This is a genomic window from Nocardia sp. NPDC051900 (assembly GCF_044452545.1).
Lineage (GTDB): Bacteria > Actinomycetota > Actinomycetes > Mycobacteriales > Mycobacteriaceae > Nocardia > Nocardia sichangensis.
Window position 1 is genome coordinate 366,590 of sequence record NZ_JBITBU010000009.1, and the last position, 19,357, is coordinate 385,946.

General features: G+C 68.8%; 18 protein-coding genes. 5 read left to right on the forward strand and 13 right to left on the reverse strand.

All coding sequences use genetic code 11. The features are described from left to right. Positions 1 to 58 precede the first annotated feature (58 nt). From ACIA5H_RS18355 to ACIA5H_RS18370, 4 genes are all read right to left on the reverse strand, one after another. Positions 59 to 1,336: an RNA polymerase sigma factor gene (locus ACIA5H_RS18355; protein ID WP_397076867.1), complete on the reverse strand. Its 1,278-nt coding sequence runs from the start codon at positions 1,334 to 1,336 to the stop codon at positions 59 to 61. A gap of 13 nt (positions 1,337 to 1,349) precedes the next feature. Further along, positions 1,350 to 1,619, reverse strand: coding sequence for a YciI family protein (locus ACIA5H_RS18360; protein ID WP_397076868.1), 270 nt, complete (start codon positions 1,617 to 1,619; stop codon positions 1,350 to 1,352). Between the two features lie 191 nt (positions 1,620 to 1,810). Continuing rightward, positions 1,811 to 2,617, reverse strand: coding sequence for an ATP-binding cassette domain-containing protein (locus tag ACIA5H_RS18365; RefSeq protein ID WP_355078939.1), 807 nt, complete (start codon positions 2,615 to 2,617; stop codon positions 1,811 to 1,813). Further along, positions 2,614 to 3,285, reverse strand: a complete 672-nt coding sequence (locus ACIA5H_RS18370) for a FadR/GntR family transcriptional regulator (protein WP_397076869.1) — start codon at positions 3,283 to 3,285, stop codon at positions 2,614 to 2,616. Before ACIA5H_RS18370 ends, ACIA5H_RS18365 begins: the two co-directional genes overlap by 4 nt. 169 nt (positions 3,286 to 3,454) lie before the next feature. On the opposite strand from ACIA5H_RS18370, the gene ACIA5H_RS18375 reads away from it, so the two are divergent. Next, positions 3,455 to 5,212, forward strand: a complete 1,758-nt coding sequence (locus ACIA5H_RS18375) for a 2-isopropylmalate synthase (RefSeq protein WP_397076870.1) — start codon at positions 3,455 to 3,457, stop codon at positions 5,210 to 5,212. 193 nt (positions 5,213 to 5,405) lie between these two features. On the opposite strand, the gene ACIA5H_RS18380 is transcribed toward ACIA5H_RS18375, so the two are convergent. After that, complete coding sequence (locus ACIA5H_RS18380; protein WP_397076871.1) at positions 5,406 to 5,789, reverse strand: nuclear transport factor 2 family protein; 384 nt, start codon at positions 5,787 to 5,789, stop codon at positions 5,406 to 5,408. A gap of 88 nt (positions 5,790 to 5,877) precedes the next feature. Between ACIA5H_RS18380 and ACIA5H_RS18385 the strand changes: the two genes are divergently transcribed. Further along, positions 5,878 to 6,663, forward strand: coding sequence for a helix-turn-helix transcriptional regulator (locus ACIA5H_RS18385; protein ID WP_356969581.1), 786 nt, complete (start codon positions 5,878 to 5,880; stop codon positions 6,661 to 6,663). A 15-nt stretch (positions 6,664 to 6,678) separates the two neighbouring features. On the opposite strand, the gene ACIA5H_RS18390 is transcribed toward ACIA5H_RS18385, so the two are convergent. Next, positions 6,679 to 7,308, reverse strand: a complete 630-nt coding sequence (locus ACIA5H_RS18390) for a maleylpyruvate isomerase family mycothiol-dependent enzyme (protein ID WP_379256218.1) — start codon at positions 7,306 to 7,308, stop codon at positions 6,679 to 6,681. A gap of 143 nt (positions 7,309 to 7,451) precedes the next feature. Beyond that, the gene (gene xylB / locus ACIA5H_RS18395) at positions 7,452 to 8,861 is read right to left on the reverse strand and encodes a xylulokinase (RefSeq protein ID WP_397076872.1); all 1,410 of its coding nucleotides are present in this window, start codon (positions 8,859 to 8,861) and stop codon (positions 7,452 to 7,454) included. Between the two features lie 235 nt (positions 8,862 to 9,096). On the opposite strand from xylB, the gene ACIA5H_RS18400 reads away from it, so the two are divergent. Next, positions 9,097 to 9,588 (forward strand): hypothetical protein, encoded by a 492-nt coding sequence (locus tag ACIA5H_RS18400; RefSeq protein ID WP_397076873.1) that lies wholly within the window; start codon positions 9,097 to 9,099, stop codon positions 9,586 to 9,588. On the opposite strand, the gene ACIA5H_RS18405 is transcribed toward ACIA5H_RS18400, so the two are convergent. From ACIA5H_RS18405 to ACIA5H_RS18430, 6 genes are all read right to left on the reverse strand, one after another. Continuing rightward, on the reverse strand, positions 9,579 to 10,601 hold the full coding sequence (locus tag ACIA5H_RS18405) for a glycoside hydrolase family 172 protein (RefSeq protein ID WP_379256213.1): 1,023 nt from the start codon (positions 10,599 to 10,601) through the stop codon (positions 9,579 to 9,581). The genes ACIA5H_RS18400 and ACIA5H_RS18405 overlap by 10 nt on opposite strands. After that, positions 10,586 to 11,038 carry a thioredoxin family protein gene (locus tag ACIA5H_RS18410; RefSeq protein ID WP_379256211.1) on the reverse strand — a complete coding sequence of 151 codons (453 nt, stop codon included), beginning with the start codon at positions 11,036 to 11,038 and terminating at the stop codon, positions 10,586 to 10,588. Before ACIA5H_RS18410 ends, ACIA5H_RS18405 begins: the two co-directional genes overlap by 16 nt. Before the next feature lie 56 nt (positions 11,039 to 11,094). Further along, a complete protein-coding gene (locus ACIA5H_RS18415) occupies positions 11,095 to 12,576 on the reverse strand; it encodes an FGGY-family carbohydrate kinase (RefSeq protein ID WP_397076887.1) in 1,482 nt (493 codons plus the stop codon). Positions 12,577 to 12,578: 2 nt separating this feature from the next. After that, a complete protein-coding gene (locus ACIA5H_RS18420; RefSeq protein ID WP_397076874.1) occupies positions 12,579 to 13,991 on the reverse strand; it encodes an L-fucose/L-arabinose isomerase family protein in 1,413 nt (470 codons plus the stop codon). A 118-nt stretch (positions 13,992 to 14,109) separates the two neighbouring features. Continuing rightward, positions 14,110 to 14,988 (reverse strand): glycosyl hydrolase family 32, encoded by an 879-nt coding sequence (locus tag ACIA5H_RS18425; RefSeq protein ID WP_397076875.1) that lies wholly within the window; start codon positions 14,986 to 14,988, stop codon positions 14,110 to 14,112. Between the two features lie 38 nt (positions 14,989 to 15,026). Then, a complete protein-coding gene (locus ACIA5H_RS18430; protein ID WP_356969565.1) occupies positions 15,027 to 17,315 on the reverse strand; it encodes an excinuclease ABC subunit UvrA in 2,289 nt (762 codons plus the stop codon). Between the two features lie 63 nt (positions 17,316 to 17,378). Between ACIA5H_RS18430 and ACIA5H_RS18435 the strand changes: the two genes are divergently transcribed. Next, positions 17,379 to 18,347 carry a helix-turn-helix transcriptional regulator gene (locus tag ACIA5H_RS18435; protein ID WP_397076876.1) on the forward strand — a complete coding sequence of 323 codons (969 nt, stop codon included), beginning with the start codon at positions 17,379 to 17,381 and terminating at the stop codon, positions 18,345 to 18,347. Positions 18,348 to 18,414: 67 nt separating this feature from the next. Beyond that, on the forward strand, positions 18,415 to 18,816 hold the full coding sequence (locus ACIA5H_RS18440; protein WP_364437868.1) for a nuclear transport factor 2 family protein: 402 nt from the start codon (positions 18,415 to 18,417) through the stop codon (positions 18,814 to 18,816). Positions 18,817 to 19,357 lie beyond the last annotated feature (541 nt).

Consider the following 19,357-nt stretch of genomic DNA (forward strand, 5'->3'; position numbering starts at 1 on the left):
GCATGCTCACACGCGTTTGCGGTGTGGCGATTACAGCGGCGTTACCACCGTGGTGCGGTCAATCGGCCTGCGCGCAGGCGACCGCCCGGTCGAGCAGGAGGGCCTGCTCGGAAGTATTGCCCGTCAGTTCCGCCGCGCGCGTGAATTCGGCGCGGGCCTGCGCATACCGGCCCAGCTGGGCGAGCAGGTCGCCGCGCACGGCGTAGCGCAGGTGGTAGTCGGTGAGGGCGCCCGCGGCGACGAGCGCGTCCACCAGCTCCAGCCCCGCGGCGGGGCCGTGCACCTTGCTTACCGCGACCGCGCGATTCAGCTCCACGACGGGGGAGGGAAAGCGTTGCGCCAGAACGGCGTACAGTCCGGCGATGCGCCGCCAATCGGTCTCTTCCGGCGTCGCCGCCATCGCGTGCACCGCGGCGATCGCGGCTTGCAGCGCGTACCGTCCCGGCGGCAAGGCGCGCTCACGTGCCGCGCTGTTCGCCCGCCCGAGGGCGGCCAGCCCGCGCCGGATCAGCAGGCGATCCCACCGTGCGCGGTCCTGGTCGTCGAGCAGCACCACCTCTTCGCCGGTTCCGGTGCGCGCGGGCAGCCGGGAAGCCTGCAGCTCCAGCAGCGCGACCAGGCCGTGCGTCTCCGGCTCGGCGGGCAACAACTCGCCGAGCATGCGGGCCAGGCGCAGCGCGTCCTGGCACAGTTCCTCGCGGATCCAGTCCTCGCCCGCCGTCGCCGCGTAGCCTTCGTTGAAGATCAGGTAGACCACGGCCAGCACCGAGGCCAACCGATCGGCCAGCTGGGCACCGCGTGGCACCGTGTAGGGGACCCGCTTGTCGGCGATGGTGCGTTTCGCGCGCACGATCCGTTGCGCCACGGTCGATTCCGGCACGACGAACGCCCGGGCGATCTCCTCGGTGGTCAGCCCGCCGAGCAGCCGCAGGGTGAGCGCGACCCGGGCCGGTTCGGTGAGCACCGGGTGACAGGCGGTGAACATCATTCGCAGCAGGTCGTCCTCGACCAGGTCGTCGTTCGTATCGGGCGGCGGCTGCTCGGTCACGAGATCGCGACCGAGCAGCTCCAGCTTGCGGGCGAAGGTGCGGTTGCGCCGCACCCGATCGATCGCCCGGTGCTTGGCGGTGAGCATGAGCCAGCCGCCCGGGTTCGGCGGCACGCCGTCGCGCGGCCACTGCTCCAACGCCGCGACCAACGCGTCCTGCGCCAGTTCCTCGGCGGCGCCGATATCGCCGACCACCCGGGTGAGCCCGGCGACCAACCGGGGCCATTCCATCCGGGTCACGGCTTCGGCGGCGCGTCGCGCCGAATCCGCGGACGGCTGCCCGCTCATCCGCCGTGCCCGCTCAGGCGGGTTCGGCGATCTGCCGGACCTCGACCTCGATGTCCCATTCGGGTCCGTGTACGGCGAGGAAACGAGAGGTCCATTCCACCGCCTCTTCCTTCGACTTGACCTGCAGAATGCAGTATCCGCCGACGATCTCCTTGGATTCGGTGAACGGTCCGTCCAGCACGGTCTGCTTGCCGCCGGACTGGGTGACCCTGGTGGCTTCGGTGATCGAGTGCAGGCCGTTGGTGTCCAGCAGCACGCCCGCCTTGGTCATCTCCTCGATCACCTTGCCCACCTGTTCGACCAGCGCGTCGTCCGGCTCCGGGGAAGTGGCGGGTCAAGGCGGATGAGCATCATGTATCGCATCTCGGCATCCTCGGTCGATGTGGCGTCAGGATCGGTCGATCCTCACATCACTGCATCGAACGACCCCCGCCCGAATCGACATGTCGGCGGAAATTTCTCCGGCCGAAGCGCCTACCGCGGCCACGCGATGGTTTTGCGGGCCGCTCGCGCGGTCCAACGGCCGTCGTCGTGGCGGACCTCCACCGGGTGTGCGAAGGCGGCGGTGACGTTCTCGGTGGTGATCGTCTCCAGCGCGGGGCCCGCCGCGACGGCGTGACCGCCCGCGATGAGCAACGCGTGGGTCGTCGTGCTGGGCAGCTCTTCCAAGTGGTGGGTGACCAGGATGGAGGCGACGTCGGGGTGGGTACGGTCCAGGGTGTCGAGAGTGTCCAGCAACTGCTCGCGCGCGGCGACGTCCAGGCCGGTGGACGGTTCGTCGAACAGCAGTAGCCGTGGCTCGGCGATCAGCGCTCGGGCGATGAGCGTCCGGCCGCGCTCGCCCTGGCTCAGCGTGGGCCAGATCTCCGTCGCCTTTCCGGTCAGGCCCACGGTGTCGATCATCGCGTCGGCTCGGTCGAGCTGGTCGGCTGTCGGTGTCCAGCGCATGGGGGTGTCGATCGTCGCGGTCAGGCCGGTCAGCACGACCTCGCGGATGGTCAGCGGAGACCGCAACGGGTGGCGTGGGTTCACCTGGCCGATGCCGCGGCGCAGCTGCTGCAATTCGACGCGGCCGAGTTCAGCGCCGAGTACACGGACCGAACCCGACGTGGGGAAGGTGACCGCGCCGCAGAAGCCGAGCAGGGTGCTCTTTCCCGCGCCGTTCGGACCGAGCAGCGCCCAGCGTTCGCCGGCGCGCACGGTCAGCGAAATCCCGCCGATGATCTTCTTGCCCTCGCGGCGGAAGGTCACGTCGGTCAATTCCAGCACCGGTTCGGTCACGTGAAAGCCTCTTTCAGAGTGGTCAGGTGGGCGCGGCTGTACTCCGCCGCGGCGGCCGGGTCGCGGGCGGCGATGGCGTCGGCCAGCCGCTGATGCGCGGCGTGATCCACGGACTCCGACGGCACCGGGCGGATCTTCAACATGTCGATCATCGCCAGCCGCAACCGGGGCAGGAAGCTGTCGAACAACTGGGTCAGCACGTCGTTGTGGGCGGCCACGATGACCGCCCGGTGGAACGCCATATCGGCGTCGACGTGCTCGGCCACCGGCTCGCCGTGTGCTTCGCGCGCGGCCAGGGCCCGGCGGATCATGCGCAGGTCGGCGGGGGTGCGCCGCTGGGCGGCCAGTGCGGCGGCCTCGGCCTCGATGGCGATGCGCGCCTCGATCACCGAGGCGATGGTGGCGCGGCGCAACACGGCGTCCCATTCCTCGGTCGCCTCGAGCGCGGTCACGAAAACGCCCGCGCCCTGCCTGCTGTCCAGGACGCCTTTACCGGCCAGCTCGCGGATCGCCTCCCGCAGCGTCGAGCGTCCGACGCCGAGCTGTGCGGCCAGGGTGGTCTCACCGGGCAGGCGGTGACCCAGCGGCCATTCGCCCGCCTGGATGCGGGCGAGCAGCACTTCGGCCGCCTGCGCGGCCAGTGGATGGCGCCGTACCTGCGAGATCATTCACTACCTCTCTACTTGTCTGAGGAGTCGTGTACAGTCTAGCCATCATGCGCACCATGCTTCTGCTTAGCCGCCACGGCGGGGCCTGAACGACCGGCCGCCCGCCGTGGGGCTTCGTCGTGGCCGGTCACCCTTGTCGTGACGGCCGCAATGGCCAGGAAGCAGACCCATGACCACCGCATTCCCCACCATCCACACGCCTGCGGGGCAGGTGCCCGATCAGGCTCCGGCGTGGAATCGCCAGCGGCGCTCGCAAATGCCGTCGCACCGCTATCGTGACATCCACCGACGCGTGGAAGTACCGTTCATGCAACGGAAATGGCCCGACGCCCGGCTCACGCAGGCGCCTCTGTGGGTGCCGGTCGATCTGCGCGACGGCAATCAGGCACTCGCCGAGCCGATGGACCCGGCGCGCAAACGACGCTTCTTCGAGCTCCTGGTCGCCATGGGCTACAAGGAGATCGAGGTCGGCTACCCGTCGGCGTCCCAGACCGACTTCGACTTCGTTCGGCTCATCGCCGAGGAGGATCTCGCGCCAGAGGACGTGACGATCGCCGTCTTCACCCCGGCGCGGCGCGATCTCATCGAGCGCACCCTCGCATCGGTCCGCGGCATCCCCAACGACGTCGTGATCCACATGTACACCGCGACGGCTCCCGCGTGGCGGGACATCGTGCTCGGCAAGGACCGCGCGGCGCTGCGCGAGCTGATCCTCGACGGCGGGCGCGCCGTGCTGGACTGCGCCGGGGACCTGCCGAACGTGCGGTTCGAGTTCTCGCCCGAGGTGTTCAACCTGACCGAGCCCGACTACGTCCTCGAGATCTGCGACCGGATGACGACATTGTGGGACGCCACACCGCGGCGGCCGGTCATCCTGAACCTGCCCGCCACCGTCGAAGTCGCCACCCCGAACGTCTACGCCGACCAGATCGAATACATGCACCGCAATCTGGCTCGCCGCGACAGCGTCATCCTGTCGGTGCACCCGCACAACGATCGCGGCACCGGCGTCGCGTGTGCCGAGCTGGCGGTACTCGCGGGCGCGCAACGCGTCGAGGGCTGTGTCTTCGGCAACGGTGAGCGCACCGGCAACGTCGACATCGCCACGCTGGCGCTGAATCTGCACGCGCAGGGCATCGATCCGATGATCGACTTCTCCGACATCGATGAGATCCGGCGCACCGTCGAATACTGCACGCGCATGCCGATCCACGAACGGCACCCGTATGTCGGCGATCTGGTGCACACCGCGTTCTCCGGGACTCATCAGGACGCGATCAAGAAGGGCATGGCCGAGCATCGCGCCCGGGCCGCCGCGACGGGCATTCCCGAGCGCGCGGCCGACTGGCACGTGCCGTATCTGCCCATCGATCCCGCGGACCTCGGCCGCAGCTACGACGCGGTGATCCGGGTCAATTCCCAATCCGGCAAGGGTGGCATCGCCTACCTGCTGCACGCCGAATACGGCATGGACCTGCCACGACGGCTGCAGATCGATTTCGCCGGGCACGTGCAAGCGCTCGCCGACGACACCGGCGTCGAGATCAGCGCCGTCGAACTGCGTGATCTGTTCGAGGCGATCTACTGCGACGACCCGTCGGGGCCGGCCGTGAAGGACTGGCGCACCAGCGGCGACGGCGCCGAAGCGGACACCGAGATCACGCTGATCGTCGACGGCGTCACCCACCGTACGCGGCGCGGCGGCGGCCCGGTCGCGGCGCTCACCGAGGCACTGGCCGAGGCGGGGTATCGCGTAGAGGTGCTCGGCCTGACCCAGCAGAAGACGGACCGAGACGAGGGCGCCATCGCTTACCTGGAGTACCGCAGCGGCGATCACCTCGGTTGGTCCTGCGGCCGAGCCGATTCCGCGCAGGCGGCGGCACTCGCCGCGATCGTGCGCGCTGCCGGACGCTCGGCCCGGCGATGACCATCTGACACCGCTCTCGCGCTGACCGACTCGTGGCGCGACGGCATGTGGCGGCTGGTGCGCGAATCACGCACGTACCGCCGACGATCCGATCGGGTACTCGGACCCCGGTACCCGATCGGACGCGGTCGCTGCACGGCAGGTGACGGTCGGGCTCCGGTGAAACCGTCGCCGGAGAACCGAATTTTCCCGCTCAGAACATGCCGTGCGGTATCTGCGCGGGGTCGGGCACCGTTTGCACGACATCCCAGTGCTCCACGATCTTTCCGTCGGCCACCCGCCAGATGTCGACCACAGCCAGGTCGGGCTCTTCGTCGCCCGGCGGGATCATGCGGTAGTGCATGACCACGTATTCGTCGTCGGCGATCACCCGCGCCAGCTCCAGCTTCGACCCGGCCACCGGTGCCTGGGCGATGAACTCGATGAAAGCGTCCTTCTCGGAGGGATTTCCGGGGCTGTGCTCGAGGAAGTCGTCATGCAGCAGAGTGCGCAGCACATCGACGTTGCCCGCCGCGAACTCCGTGAAGCCGTTCAGGAGCAGTTCCCTGTTGCGCACCGCCGCGCTGTCGTTCGTCATGCCGACGAGACTGGCAGCGCGCGAACCGGGGTGTCGATTACCCGCCATGTAATGGCGGGCGTGACCCGGGCGTCGTGATACTGGGCCGATGAACGGTGATCGACCGGTCGGCGAGCTGCTGCGAGAGTGGCGGCACCGGCGGAAGCTGAGCCAGCTGGATCTGGCCATCCAGGCCGACGTGTCCGCCCGGCACGTCAGTTTCGTCGAGACCGGCCGCACGACGCCCAGCCGAGCCATGGTGCTGCACCTGGCCGAACAGCTCGACATTCCGCTTCGCGAACGCAATCGCGCGCTGATCGCCGCCGGACACGCTCCCGAGTTCCGGCGCAGCGACTGGAACGACCCCGCGCTGCGGCGCGCCCGCGACGCGGTGCAGCGGGTACTGCGGCTGCACGAACCGTATCCGGCGCTGGCGGTGGACCGGCGCTGGAATCTGGTGCAGGCCAACGACTGTGTGGGCGTGTTCTTCGACGGTGTCGATCCGCGACTGCTCGAACCGCCGATCAACATGATGCGGCTCGGCCTGCACCCGGCGGGCTTCGCCTCCCGGCTGCGCAATCTCGAGCAGGTCCGCGCTTTCCTGCTGCCCCGCCTGGCACGCCAGGTGATGGCGACCGGGGATCCCGAACTGGCCGCGCTGCACGAGGAACTGCGCTCCTACGGCTCGCCGGGCGGCGCGGACAGTGACATCGCGGACATCCTGCTGCCGATCCGACTGCGCCACCGCGACACGGAACTCGCGTTCTTCAGCACGATCACGACCTTCGGCGCGGCATTCGACATCACGCTCGACGAGGTCGCGGTCGAAGCGTACTTCCCCGCCGACGACGAAACGGCTGCCTACCTGCGTGCGTGCGCCGAAACCGGCCGGTGAGCTACGGGCGTCGGGTCAGTCGCGTGCGGTGAATCGCTCCGCGGGCTCGCCGCTGAGGTGTCCGGCGGGCAGCTTGCGGCCGCAGAGGACGAGCAGCAGGTCTTGGGCGCGCCCCGACAGCACCGTCCCGGACCCGTAGCTGAAGTCCAGGTCGTCGGCGCGCAGTTCGATGCCGCCGAGTTTGGCGCCGAACAGCTTGACGGTCCTGGGGTCGATCGTGTCCAGCACCAAGCGCATCCGGTCCTCGGGCACCAAGCGGTCCAGGCCCAGGGCAACGGTGATGTCCAGCCCGTGGATCACATCGTGGCTCAACGCGTTGGAGAGCCCGCCGCCCGGCGGGCGCCAGGGGTGATCGACGTTGTCCCACAGTGATTTCAGCAGATCCGAGGTGCTCAGCGTGGCGGCGTCCATCCGGGCGGTGCGGTCGGCCAAGCGGTTGAAGTTCCCGAACGCCGCGACCATCCCCACCGCCAGGCGCGCGCTCGACAGGCGATACGGCATGGTGATGTGCGCGACCACTTCGCGTACCCGCCAGCCCGCGCAGAGGGTCGGCGAGTCCCAGCCCTCGGCGTCCAGTCCGGCCAGGAGTTCGGCGAGTTCGGCTCGTTCCGCCGTCACCGCCCTTCGCACCTGGGTATCGGTCATTCGTCCACCTCTCTTCGACGAGGTGATCCAACCCCTCCGGCCGTCGAGGCGCCACCCGGCGACGAAAATCGGCTACCCGCAGAGCGGAAAACAGAGTGCTTCCAAATTCGCTGCGCACGCAGGGACTGCGGTGAAGACAGTGGTCAGCCGTACAGCGCCTGGCGGGTTCTCCGATACGCGGCCCGGATGTCCCGTCCGGTCGCGGTGTCGGCCGGTGGCGGAATCTCCGCGACCGAGCATGCGGGCCAGGACGGCGGCCGGGACGTGCCGCTGAGCGCCCATGCCGCTTGCCTGGCAGCGCCGAGCGCCACGTACTCGGCCGGTTCCGGCACCGTCACCGTGACGCCGAAGACCTGCGCGGCGATCGCCGCCACCAGCCGGGAGCGCGCCGCGCCGCCGATGAGCAGCACGCGCCGCGGCGAGACCCCGCCGATCTCGGTGAGGTGGTCGAGCGCGTCGGCGAGATGACACAGCAGAGCCTCGAAGGCGGCGCGGGCCACCGTGCCGGGGCGCATCGCCTCCGGCCGCAACCCGTGCAGGCTGCCCGCGGCGTGCGGCAGGTTGGGCGTGCGTTCACCGGCGAGGTAGGGCAGCATGACCACGCCGTCCGCGCCCGGCGGCTCCTGCGCGGCCAGCGATTCCAGCGTCGGCAGATCCACGCCGAGCAGATCGGCGGTCGAAGTGAGGATGCGGGCGGCGTTGAGCGTGCAGACCAGCGGCAGGAACGCGCCGGTGGCGTCCGCGAAACCGGACACCGCGCCGGTCGCGTCGGCGGCCGGACGGTCGGTGCGAGCGTATGCCGTTCCGCTGGTGCCGAGGGAGACCACCACATCGCCATCAGTGATGCCCAAGCCGAGCGCGGCCCCGGCATTGTCTCCCGTTCCGGCGGCGACCAGCGCGCCCGAGGGTGTGTGCCCGGCGGACTGGTCCGGGCCGAGGACCCGGGGCAGGCCCGGGTGGCGCCCACGAAAAGCCATGGCGAGCAGATCTTCGCGATAGTCTCCGTCGGCTGGTGACCAATAGCCGGTGCCGGAAGCATCGCCCCGATCGGTGGTCGGCTCGAGCATGTGTCCCGGTCCGCCGCCCCGTAGCCGCCAGGTCAAGTAGTCGTGTGGCATCACGACGTGGGCGGTGTTGTCGGCGAGTTCCGGCTCGTGGTCGGCCAGCCAGCGCAGTTTGGCGACGGTCAGGCCTGCCACCGGTACGTTGCCGACCGCATCGGCCCACGCCCGCGGGCCGCCCAGGTCGGCGATCAGTTCCTTCGCCGCGTCGGCGGAGCGGACGTCGTTCCACAGCAGCGCGTCCCGCACCGGGACACCAGCCGCGTCCAAGGGGACCAAGCCCTGTTGCTGCCCCGCGACGGCTATCGCGTCGACGTCGTCGAGCAATCCCGCACTCGCCGTCTGTAGCGCGTCCCACCACGCGGCCGGGGCGACCTCGGTCCCCTCCGGGTGCGTGGCCCGCCCCTGAGCGAGAATCTCACCGCTGTCGGCGTCGCAGACCACGACCTTGCACGCCTGGGTGGAACTGTCGACTCCCGCCACCGTCGTCATGGCGCGCGCCCCGATCGAAGCCCGCTCGCGTGGCCGACACCGCCCCCGTCGCACAGCGGACGCGGGCGGATCGACACCTCGGCGGAAACCGGTCGCATTTCGAGGACGAGCCCGTCGCGCGATCCGGCGAATCGTCCGATCGTCTGGAGCACACCCATACCGACCACCTTGCCCCTCGCCGCCCGGCACCGGAGCATTTCGGGTATTCCGCCGCCGTATCGGGCAGACTGTCGCGATGAGCATCGACCCCACCGACGTGCGCATCCGCACGGGAGACGGGACGCAGCTGCCGGAGCTGACCGAGAAAGCGCTCGGCGACCTGCTCGGCGAACCGGCCGGGCCGGAAGACGCCGTGCTCGAACTCAGCCGTGCCGACCTGCACGAGATCCGGGCCAGGCTGCTGCCCGACGGCGTCTACGAGCTGGAGCACCGGGCCGGGTCGGCGACCGAGTCGTTCCAGATGTACACCTCCGACCCGGTGCTGGTGCGGGATGTGCTGTGGGCATGGCTCTGCGACGATCCGTGGTGGCGCGACTCGGTCGCGTGGTTCCCCGTCGACCCGGCGATCGCCGAGCTACGCGCCGTGCAGGACGAACTCACCGGACTGCTGGACGGCCTGACCGTGATGGACGATCTCACCGCGGGCATGGACGCGGCGCTGGCGCGCGCCGACGAACTGCTGGCGTCGGAGCTCCCACCGGATGCGGACGACTCCGCTCAGGCCTGATACCACCAAGCGGTGGTCGCCACGTCGGCGTCCTCCAGCGGGAGATAGGTCTCGGCGTCCTGCCATCCGAGGGCCTGGACGGTGACGCGCAGTTCGCGTTCGAAACAGATCGGATCGCGCACATGCCAGCGATACATGCCGAAGCGCTGATCCGCTCGATAGATTTCCTCCGGCGGCAGCACTTGATGCAGCCCGAGATAAGGCGTGGAATATGTCCGGTATGTCCCGTCGAGATCGAAATTCCAGGCGCCGCCGAAATAGTCTTCGGTGCCCGTCCCGCAAATGGTCGGATGCTCGGTGTCCCCGTCGAGGAAGAACTTGACCTCGCCCTCGCCCCACCATCCCGGCGCGCCAGGGCGGATGGCGAGGTAGGTGCCGACGTAGCGGCCCGGCCCCGGCACCGTGTCGAGCACGGTGTGGACGGCAGGGTTCCCCAGGCCGGTGGTCCGCGTCCATCGGGTGTGCAGATACCCCGCTTCGTCCGGTACGTCCTCTTCGGTGTAAGTCGCCTGGTAGTACACCGGAACCTCGCGGCCGCAACGGTTTTCGAGCGTGATGCGCGCTCGGTGCCGAAACGGCATGGGCCAGTAGCTGTTCAATCCCCCAGCGGGCGCGACGACCACCATCTCCGAACTCAGCAGGGCGGTCTCGCCCCATCCGTTGCAGAAGAAGTCGCCGAGGGGCGAGGAGATCGCGGGCCGTGCCGCGTCGTCCCAGGTCATCCGCAGCGTCAGCCCGCGAAGGACGGAACGCTCGGTGGTCAACCAGAAATGCCGGAAAACGCCGGGACCGGATACGTCGGCCAGCGTGGCGGTTTCGCCGTGGGCGAGCGCGATCGAGGGGGAGATCTTCCACCCCGCCCCGAGCAGCCGTGCCGCGTGCGCTCCGGTGCCGTCGGTCGCCCGCGCCCCCGCGCCGGGCGCCCCCGTCGGATTCTCGGCGCTGACCGACCGCGTTCGCGTGCCGTCCAGCCGCCACAGTTCACCGCCCGGCGCGGTCACAGTCCCGGCCATCCGTACCGGGGTGCGGTCGGCGCGAGCCCGGCCCGGTGCGCCGTGGCGGCTCCGCCGGTCGCGGCCAACTGCCGGGTGTCGGTCTGCTGGGCGAGTTCCCGGCGGAACTGGTCCATGTCCAGCCAGAGGATCTGCTGCACAAGGTCTTCCAGCGCGTCCGAGGCGAGGACGCCCGCGGCGGAGTAGACGAGCAGGCCGTCCCGGAACGCCATCACCGTCGGATACTGCGTCACCTGCGCGGCGGCGGTCAACGCGACCTCGGCTTCGGTATCGACCTTGCCGTGCACGATCTGCGGATGCCGCTGCGACGACGCTTCGTACACCGGAGCGAAATACTGGCACGGCCCACACCAACCGGCCCACCAGTCCACCAGCACGATCGGATGCGACGTGACGACGGAGTCGAAATTGTCCTGGGTCAAGGTGATCGTGGGCATGACATCCTCGTATCGTTCCGCGGAGCAACTGTGCATCGTCGCACGGATATTCGCGATCAGGAAGCCGCCCCGGCGCGGTGCTGTTCGGCCGCGAGGAAATGCGCGATATTCGTCGTTCGATCGTACAGATCGCGGTAGTGCCGGTAGTACTCGTCGTAGATCGCGACACTTTCGGGCTGCGGTCGCACGATGTCGACGACGGGATTCCACCCGGAGGTGTCGATCCCGGCGGCCTCGGCCGCGAGCAGGGCGTCGCCGAGACTCGCCCCGACGGTGTCGGCGGGCAATTGCTGCGGCAGCCCGGTGACATCGGAGACGATCCGGGTCCACAGCCCGCCTCTGGTGCCGCCGCCCACCGCGACCAGACGCCCCGCCTGCCCGCCTGCTTCGGTCATGGCCTCGAGGTTGTGGCGCACTCCGTAGGCGATGCCCTCCAGAACCGCGCGGTAGAGCTCGGCCCGTCCGTGCCCGAGCGTCAATCCCGCGACGATGCCGCGTGCGTCCGGATCGAACAAGGGCGTGCGCTCCCCGGCGAAATAGGGCAGTGCGAGCAACCCCCTGCTCCCCGCGGGCACCTCCGCTGCCGCGGGGACCAAGTCGGTGAACTCGCCGCCCACGAGCTTGCGCAGCCAGTCGGTGACCGCGCCGGAGGTGGCCATGCCCGCGGCGAGGGTATACGTGCCCGGCCAGGTGCCGCAGGTGCCCCAGAGGCCGGGATGCGGGCGCGGATCGGTGAGCACCTGCACCAGGAACAGGGTGGTGCCGTACATGATCATCGCGTCACCCGGAGCGCGGACGCCGACGCTGGCCGCCTCGGCCCAGGCATCGATGGTCCCGGTGGTGACGGGCAGCCCCGACGGAAGTCCGGTCGCGGCCGCCGCGTCCGCGCTCACCCGGCCCACGATCTCGGTGGGCCAAGCCAGTTCCGGCAGCCGCCAGCCCGGCACGATCCGCTCGGCCCAGTCGCTCGCCCAGGCACGTTCGCGCAGGTCGTAGAGGGGCACGCACTGACTGGCCGATTGGTGGTCGAGCACGTACCGGCCGGTGAGCCGGTGCACCAGGAAAGAACTCGCCATCAGCAGCATCGCGGTGCGTGCGGCGACATCCGGCTCGTGCCGGGCCAGCCACCGGGCTTTCGGGCCGACAGCCTGGCTGGTCAGCGGCGATCCGGCGCGGTCGAGCACGGCCCGCGCGCCGAATTCGTCGTTCAGTTCCGCTATCTCGACGCTCGCCCTGGTGTCGACGCCGTAGAGGATGGCCGGGCGCAACGGCGTGCCCTCCGCGTCGGCGGGCAACAGGCACGGGCCGATGCCGGACACCGCGAGTCCCTCGAGCGCGGCGCCGCCGGCCGCCGCCACCAGCTCACGGGCGAGTGCGAGAAAATCCGCCCACCACACCTTCTCCGCGTCGTGCTCGACCCAGCCGGGGTGCGGCATGGATACCTCGTGCGCCCGCTCGGCCCTGGCGATGACCGTGCCGCGCGCGTCGGTGAGCACGCCCTTCGAACTCGAGGTCCCGATGTCGATACCGAGAAACATCGTCACCGCGTGAACTCGTCCACCGTGACGTCGAGCAATTCGCACGTCGCGCGCACGGCTTCTCGGTGGTCGCCGGGCACCGCGTGAATGTGGTTGGCCCCGAAGCGGTTCAGGAAATCCTCGGCGCGCGCGTCCAGCCGGGCGAACGCGTGCGGCCATTCCCGGGTCGACTGCTTCATCAGGGCTTCGTTGGTCTGCTCGTCGTATTCCTCGAATTCGCCGAGCATCAGCTGCATGCGGTAGTCGCCGTCGAGCCGGGTGAGCCGGGCGAGAGTCATCCGGCCCGGCGCGGCCAGATGATGCACCGAGGCGCCGCCCGCGGGAAAGAAGAACACCTCCGGGTACAGGTGTACCTTCGCCAGGTTCTCCGCCGGATCGTCGCTGCGGGCGGCGAACCAGGTGGCGTGCTGGCCGGAATTGCAAAGATCCCAGATGTCCCGATCGGCGTGATAGTGCCGGACGTCGGCGAACAGCACTGGGGTGCCCGCGATCCCTTTGAGCAGCTGCATGGTCAGCGCGCCGTCCATGTCCGCCTCGGTCGCGCAGACGTGCGGCTCCTTCGGTCCGTTCCAGTCGTAGGGATCGTTGAGGAAGGCCTCGGTGACGTCCATGGTGGCGAAATACTGGGTGAGTTCGGGCTGCCCCTTGATCCCCGAGAAATCCAGGCGCCACTCGTCGATCAGTTCGCGCACCGCCAGATACGAGCGGATCTGACGTTCCAGCAGTTGCGGGGTGAGTTTGGCGCCGTCGTAGTACACGCCCGCGGTGTTGCGCTCCAGCCACTCGCGCGCGGCCTTCGTCTCGCCCGCGTCGGCCAGTTCCGCGCGCCGCACGATCTCCCACTGATCGATTTCCTCGACGTCGATGCCGAATAGGCGCTGCCACTGATCGGTGTTGGCGACCGCGGTGTTCATGCCCATCGGCCGCCCACCGAAGCGCCCGAACGTCGAACCGCGCAGGCTCGCCACGGCTGCCGCGGCCCGCGCGCGCACGCCGATCGCGTCGATGAGTTCGGCATCGGACGGATCGCCCCACAGCCTGCTGTGCCGACGTCCGACCTGATCCAGCGCACCTCCGGCGGCGAGCATGCCCACCATTCCCGGCTGGACCGGGTCGATATTCGACAGCAACAGCAGCGGCCCCGGAATCGCGCCCGCCGCCAGCATGGTGAAATGCGGGAACGCCCAGACCGCGTAATGCAGGACGGTGAGATCGACGCCCGCCGCGGCGACCGTGCGCGCCACCGCACCGGCCGCCGCGTTGTCGCTGATCGGCGCCGCGCCACGGACCACATCGTGGCCCGCGTCCGCGAGCGCGGCCACCAGCCGGTCCTCGGTGGAGGCGATGAAATCGGCGATGCCCGCATGCACATAGTCGCGGCCATCGGAGATGCTGATGATGCCGATACGGGCCATGCCGGTCCCTCCCGTAGGTGGGTGATCGGAAGTTCGACTCGCTCAAGAGATACCAGCCGCGACCGCGCGCGGAGACGCGTTTCGCCGAAATAGCGCTCGGCCCGGCGCTTCGGACCGCTTAGCGTGGAACCGTTTTGACGACCCGCGACTGCGGGAAGCCGAGCGGCGCCAGATGTACCCCGCCCTGTCCCCACCCCGCACTGGTGATCCACCAGCGGCCGTCCTCGTCGACCACCTCGGCGGCGTGCGCCGCGATGTGTCCGACCTTGTCGCCGATGCGGAAATGGAAAGGATTGTCACTGCGGAAGACGTCGGTGCCGACGTAATGCGGGCGCGGACCGATGAACAAGTACCACCATCCCCCGTACCGGAGGACGTAAGGCGATTCGGTGTTGCCCGCCTCGGTGCCTTTGGCCGGGTCCGTGTACGCGATGTGCCGATCGCCCCAGTGCAGGAGGTCGGCGCTGGTGCGGTAGGCGACGACATGGTGACCACCCGCCGGGGCGCTGGTCGCGCAGTAGTACATCACCCATTGTTCGCCGACGCGCACCACCATGGGATCGCGAGCGTCGTAGCCGTCGCGGAACAGCGGGCCCTCCGCCGATCTGGTCCAGTGGAAGAGGTCGGGCGAGGTCGCCAGGTTCATCGCCGCGGCGGTGCGGTCGGCGCCGCCCGCGGCGTAGAACATGTGGTACCGGCCGTGAGCGCCGAGCACATAAGGCGCCCACAGATGCGTCTCCCCGTAGTCCCGGTCCACCCGCAACGCGGAGGCATGCTTGGTCCACGAACCGTGCAGCCGGTCGGCGGTGGCGTGAGCGAACTCGATCTCGTCGAACGGATCCGCGGGCTCGGGGTGGGTGATCCCGAAAAGGTGCCACCTTCCGGCAGCGTCGCGAACGAATGTGTGATCGTTGATGTACCAGGCTTCCGACTCCCCGGCGCTCGGATCATAGATCCGCGCGAAAGCTCCCGCCCGGACCACCTCCCGTGTCGCCATGGATTCATGATGCCGCGATCACGTCCTCGGTGGCGGAATCATCGGGCAACGACACTGCGCCGCAGGTATTCCGCGGTCAGCGACCGGTCGTCCGCCAGCAAGTCCGCCGGTGTCCCGGCGAAAACGAGTTCGCCCCCGTGCTTTCCGCCGTCGGGTCCGAGGTCGATCACCCAGTCGGCCCGAGCGACGACGTCCAGGTCGTGCTCGATGACGATCACCGTGTTGCCCGCGTCGACCAGCCGGTCCAGCAGCCCGACCAGCGCGTCGACATCGGCCATGTGCAGCCCCGTGGTCGGCTCGTCCAGCACGTAGACAGCGGCTTCGGCGCGACGCTGGAGGTGATCGGCCAGCTTGACGCGCTGGCGTTCGCCACCGGACAGCGAGGACAACGACCGGCCGAGGGTGAGATACCCGAGACCGACGTCGAGCAGCGACCGCAACGGCGTGCCGATCCGCCGGTCCCCGTCCGCGGCCCAGAAGTCCAGCGCTTCCGCTGCGGGCATCTCCAGCACGTCGGCGATGGACGCCCCGCGAATCTCGTAAGCGAGCGCCTCCGGACGGTATCGGCGTCCGTGGCAGGCCTGGCAGATCGTGGTGACCGGATCCATGTACGCCAGATCGGTGAAGATCACTCCGGCGCCGTCGCATTCGCCGCAGGCGCCGTCGGAATTGAAACTGAACAAGCCCGGTCGGACACCGTGCCGCTTGGCGAACAGCTGACGCAGCGGATCCATGATGCCGAGATAGGTGGCGGGGCTGGAGCGCCGGGAGGCGGCGATCGCGGCCTGGTCCACCGCGATGACCTGCGGATGCGCCGCGACGAACGCGCCGGACACCAGCGTGCTCTTCCCGGAGCCCGCCACCCCGGTCACCGCCGTGAGCACGCCCGTCGGAAACCGTACGGTGAGGTTCTTCAGGTTGTAGGCGTCGGCATCGGCGACGGTGAGCCATCCCGCCGGCTCGCGGACGTCCTCCTTCACCCGCCGCACCCGGCGCAGGCCCGCACCGGTCGGCGTCTCCGCACGCCGCAAGCGATCGACGGTGCCCTGGAACACCACCTGCCCGCCGCGGGAACCGGCGCCCGGCCCCATGTCGACCACATGGTCGGCGACGGCGATGACATCGGGGGAGTGCTCCACCACCAGCACCGTGTTCCCTTTGTCCCGCAGCCGGCTCAGCAGAGTGTTCAGCCGGCCCACATCCCGGGGATGCATGCCGACGCTGGGCTCGTCGAAGATATAGGTCATGCCGGTGAGGCTGGAGCCGAGATGCCGGACGACCTTCAGGCGCTGCGCCTCGCCGCCGGACAGGGTGGCGGTTTCCCGATCGAGCGACAGGTAGCCGAGCCCGACCTCCTCGATCCGGCGCAACCGGGCGACGGCGGCCTGGGCGATCGGCCGAGCCACCGGATCGTCCAGGCGGTCGAGCACCTCGATGAGGTCGGTGATCTCCAGCCTGCCGTAGTCGGCGATGCCGAGGCCATCGATCCGGCTCGCCAGCGCGGCGGCGTTGAGCCGTGCGCCCCCGCAGTCCGGGCAGACCTCCTCGGTGACCACCGCGCGGGCGGCTTCGCGATTCTTGTCCGACAACGCGGTGAGATCACGCTTGATGTAGAGGCGGTCGAACCGCTCCAACAGGCCTTCGTACGCGTTGTTTCCCGCCGAACCGTTCCGATTCTTGCGCGGCACCCGGAAACCCTTGCCATGCAGGAACAATTGCCATTCCTCGGTAGTGAAGTCCCGCAGCGGCTTGTCCGGATCGAAGAGCCCCGACTCGGCGTAGAGCTGCCATTGGAACGTTCCGACCGCGAAGGGCCCGAAGGTGATGGCGCCCTCGTTGAGCGATTTGCCGCGGTCGATGAGCTTGCCCAGATCCGGCCGCACCACATTGCCGAGACCGCCGCACGCGGGACACATGCCCAGCGGATCGTTGAACGAATAGCGCGTGGCCTCGCCCGCGCTCGGCACGCTGTGCCGGGAGAACAGGACGCGGATGACGGAGTGGATGTCGGTCATGGTCCCGACCGTGGAACGGGAATTGCCGCCGATCGGCTTCTGATCGACGACGACGGCGGGCGCCAGGTTGTCGATCGCGTCCGCCTCCGGACGCTCGTATTTGGGCAGCCGATTGCGGATGAACCAGGTGAAGGTCTCGTTGAGCTGCCGCTGCGATTCGACCGCCACGGTCCCGAAGACGATCGACGACTTGCCCGAGCCGGAGACGCCGGTGAAGACCACGATCTTGCCTTTGGGGATCGTCAGCGAGACATCGCGCAGATTGTTCTCACGAGCCCCGACGATTCTGATGGTGTCTCGATCTGCATGCACGGACCTCACGCTAGGCAGCGATGAGGTCGGTTTCTGTCCTCCTTCGCGGCCATACTCGAGTACGTGACCCGGACCGCCGAGCGACTGCTCCAGCTGCTGTCGCTGTTGCAGACCCGCCGCGAATGGAGCGGTCCCGAACTGGCCGCGCGGCTCGGCGTCACGGTGCGGACGGTGCGCCGGGACGTGGAGCGTCTGCGCGAGCTGGAGTATCCGGTGGTCGCGAGCCTCGGCGCGATCGGCGGCTACCGCCTGGAAGCGGGCGCGGCGCTGCCGCCGCTGCTGCTCGACGACGAGGAAGCGGTCGCGATCACGCTCGGACTGCGCGGCGCGGCGCAGGGCGCGGTCGCGGGTATCGAGGAATCGGCTGCTCGCGCCTTGGTGAAGCTGCAGCAGGTCCTGCCGTCGCGCTTGCGCCGCCGAGTCGACGCGATAGACGCCACCACCGTCTCGCTCGGCGGGCCCGCCGCCGGTCCGATGATCGATCCCGAGGTGTTGGTCGCCCTGGCCGCCGCCGCGCGCGACAGCGAGCGGATCCGCTTCCGATACCGCGACAAGACCGATGCGGAAAGCAGCCGCCTCGCCGAACCGCACAGTCTGGTCTCGGCGGGTCGGCGCTGGTACCTGGTCGCCTGGGATGTCGACCGCGCCGATTGGCGCACTTTCCGCGTGGACCGTGTGACGTCACCGCGGCCGATCGGAATACGCTGCGCACCTCGCGCGCTGCCCACCGCCGACGCGGCGAGTTTCGTGACCAGCCAGTTGGCGCGCTCCAGACCGGTTCGTCCCGTGGTGCTGCGGGTGCATGCCCGCGCCGCCGTGCTGGCCGAGATGTTCCGCGTTCGCGCGGAGGAAGTCGAACCGCTGGACGAGCGGACCTGTCTCTTGCGCACCTCCGCGGATTCGCTGGAGTGGACCGCCCTCCGCATCGCGCACCTCGACCTGGACTTCGAGGTCGTCGAACCCGTCGAGATGAAAGACCTGCTCGCTCGGCTCGGCGCCAAACTGCTTCGTGCGGCGGACAAGCCTGGCTGAGCGAAGGCCGCCGCGGCGTGCGGATACTCGGCTGCCCGATGCGGGAAGCGGCACTACGGTGCTGCGCATGACGCTCTCAGTGGAAGACCGCCTCGATATCACCGACCTCATCGCCCGGCACGGCCACATCATCGATGCGGGCGAACTGGATCGCATGGACGAGCTGTTCAGCGCGGAGGTCGTCTACGACCTGACCGCCATGGGATACGGCGAATTGCGTGGCATCGCCGCTGTGCGTGACGCGGCCCTCGCGCTCGGCGACGCGAATCCGGTCGGCCATCACGTCACGAATGTGATCGTCACCGAAAGTGAGGCCGACCGCGCACAGGTGTTGTCGAAGGGAATCGGGATCGCCGCCGATGGTCGCTGCGGAAGCGTTACCTATGAGGACGTGGTGGTGCGGGAACCCGTCGGCTGGCGGATCACGTATCGCAAAGTCATTCCGCGCCGCGCTCCACTGGGTGGCTGATCGCCGACGGGCGCATTGTCGTAGAAGCGCTGCCAATCGATCTTGTCGTGGTCTGAATCACACTTGTGTCATTCGCGCCGGAGTTTCGCTGCGCGCACGCCGCTGACCTGCGAAAAAGCGCGCTGGGCAGGCGATTTGACGAAGCGTTATCCGCCGCGTAACTTATTCCAAGTCAGAGCGACACGGACACCGACCCGGAGCCGAGAAGTGAGGCGGAGACGCCGAGCGGAAGGACCGGGAAACGAGGTAGGACGAGGAGCGCCTGGCGATCACACTGGCTCGATCGGGAGCCCGATTTTGATCGGGTGAACGAATGAGCTAAGCTGGAAAAGTTGCCTCACTGAAGGTCCGAAGTAATTCGGATTGAATGTGTGTGCGTGTGTTCTTTGAGAACTCAATAGTGTGTCGATGAATGTCAGTGCCAATTATTTTTTGGTTCCGGCCTTTTCACTCCCCGTGTGGAGGGTCGGGCATTTTTAGTCAGCTAATTTCCGGCTGGCGATTGTTTTGCTGGGTTTTCGGACTCTAGTTTAGATATTTC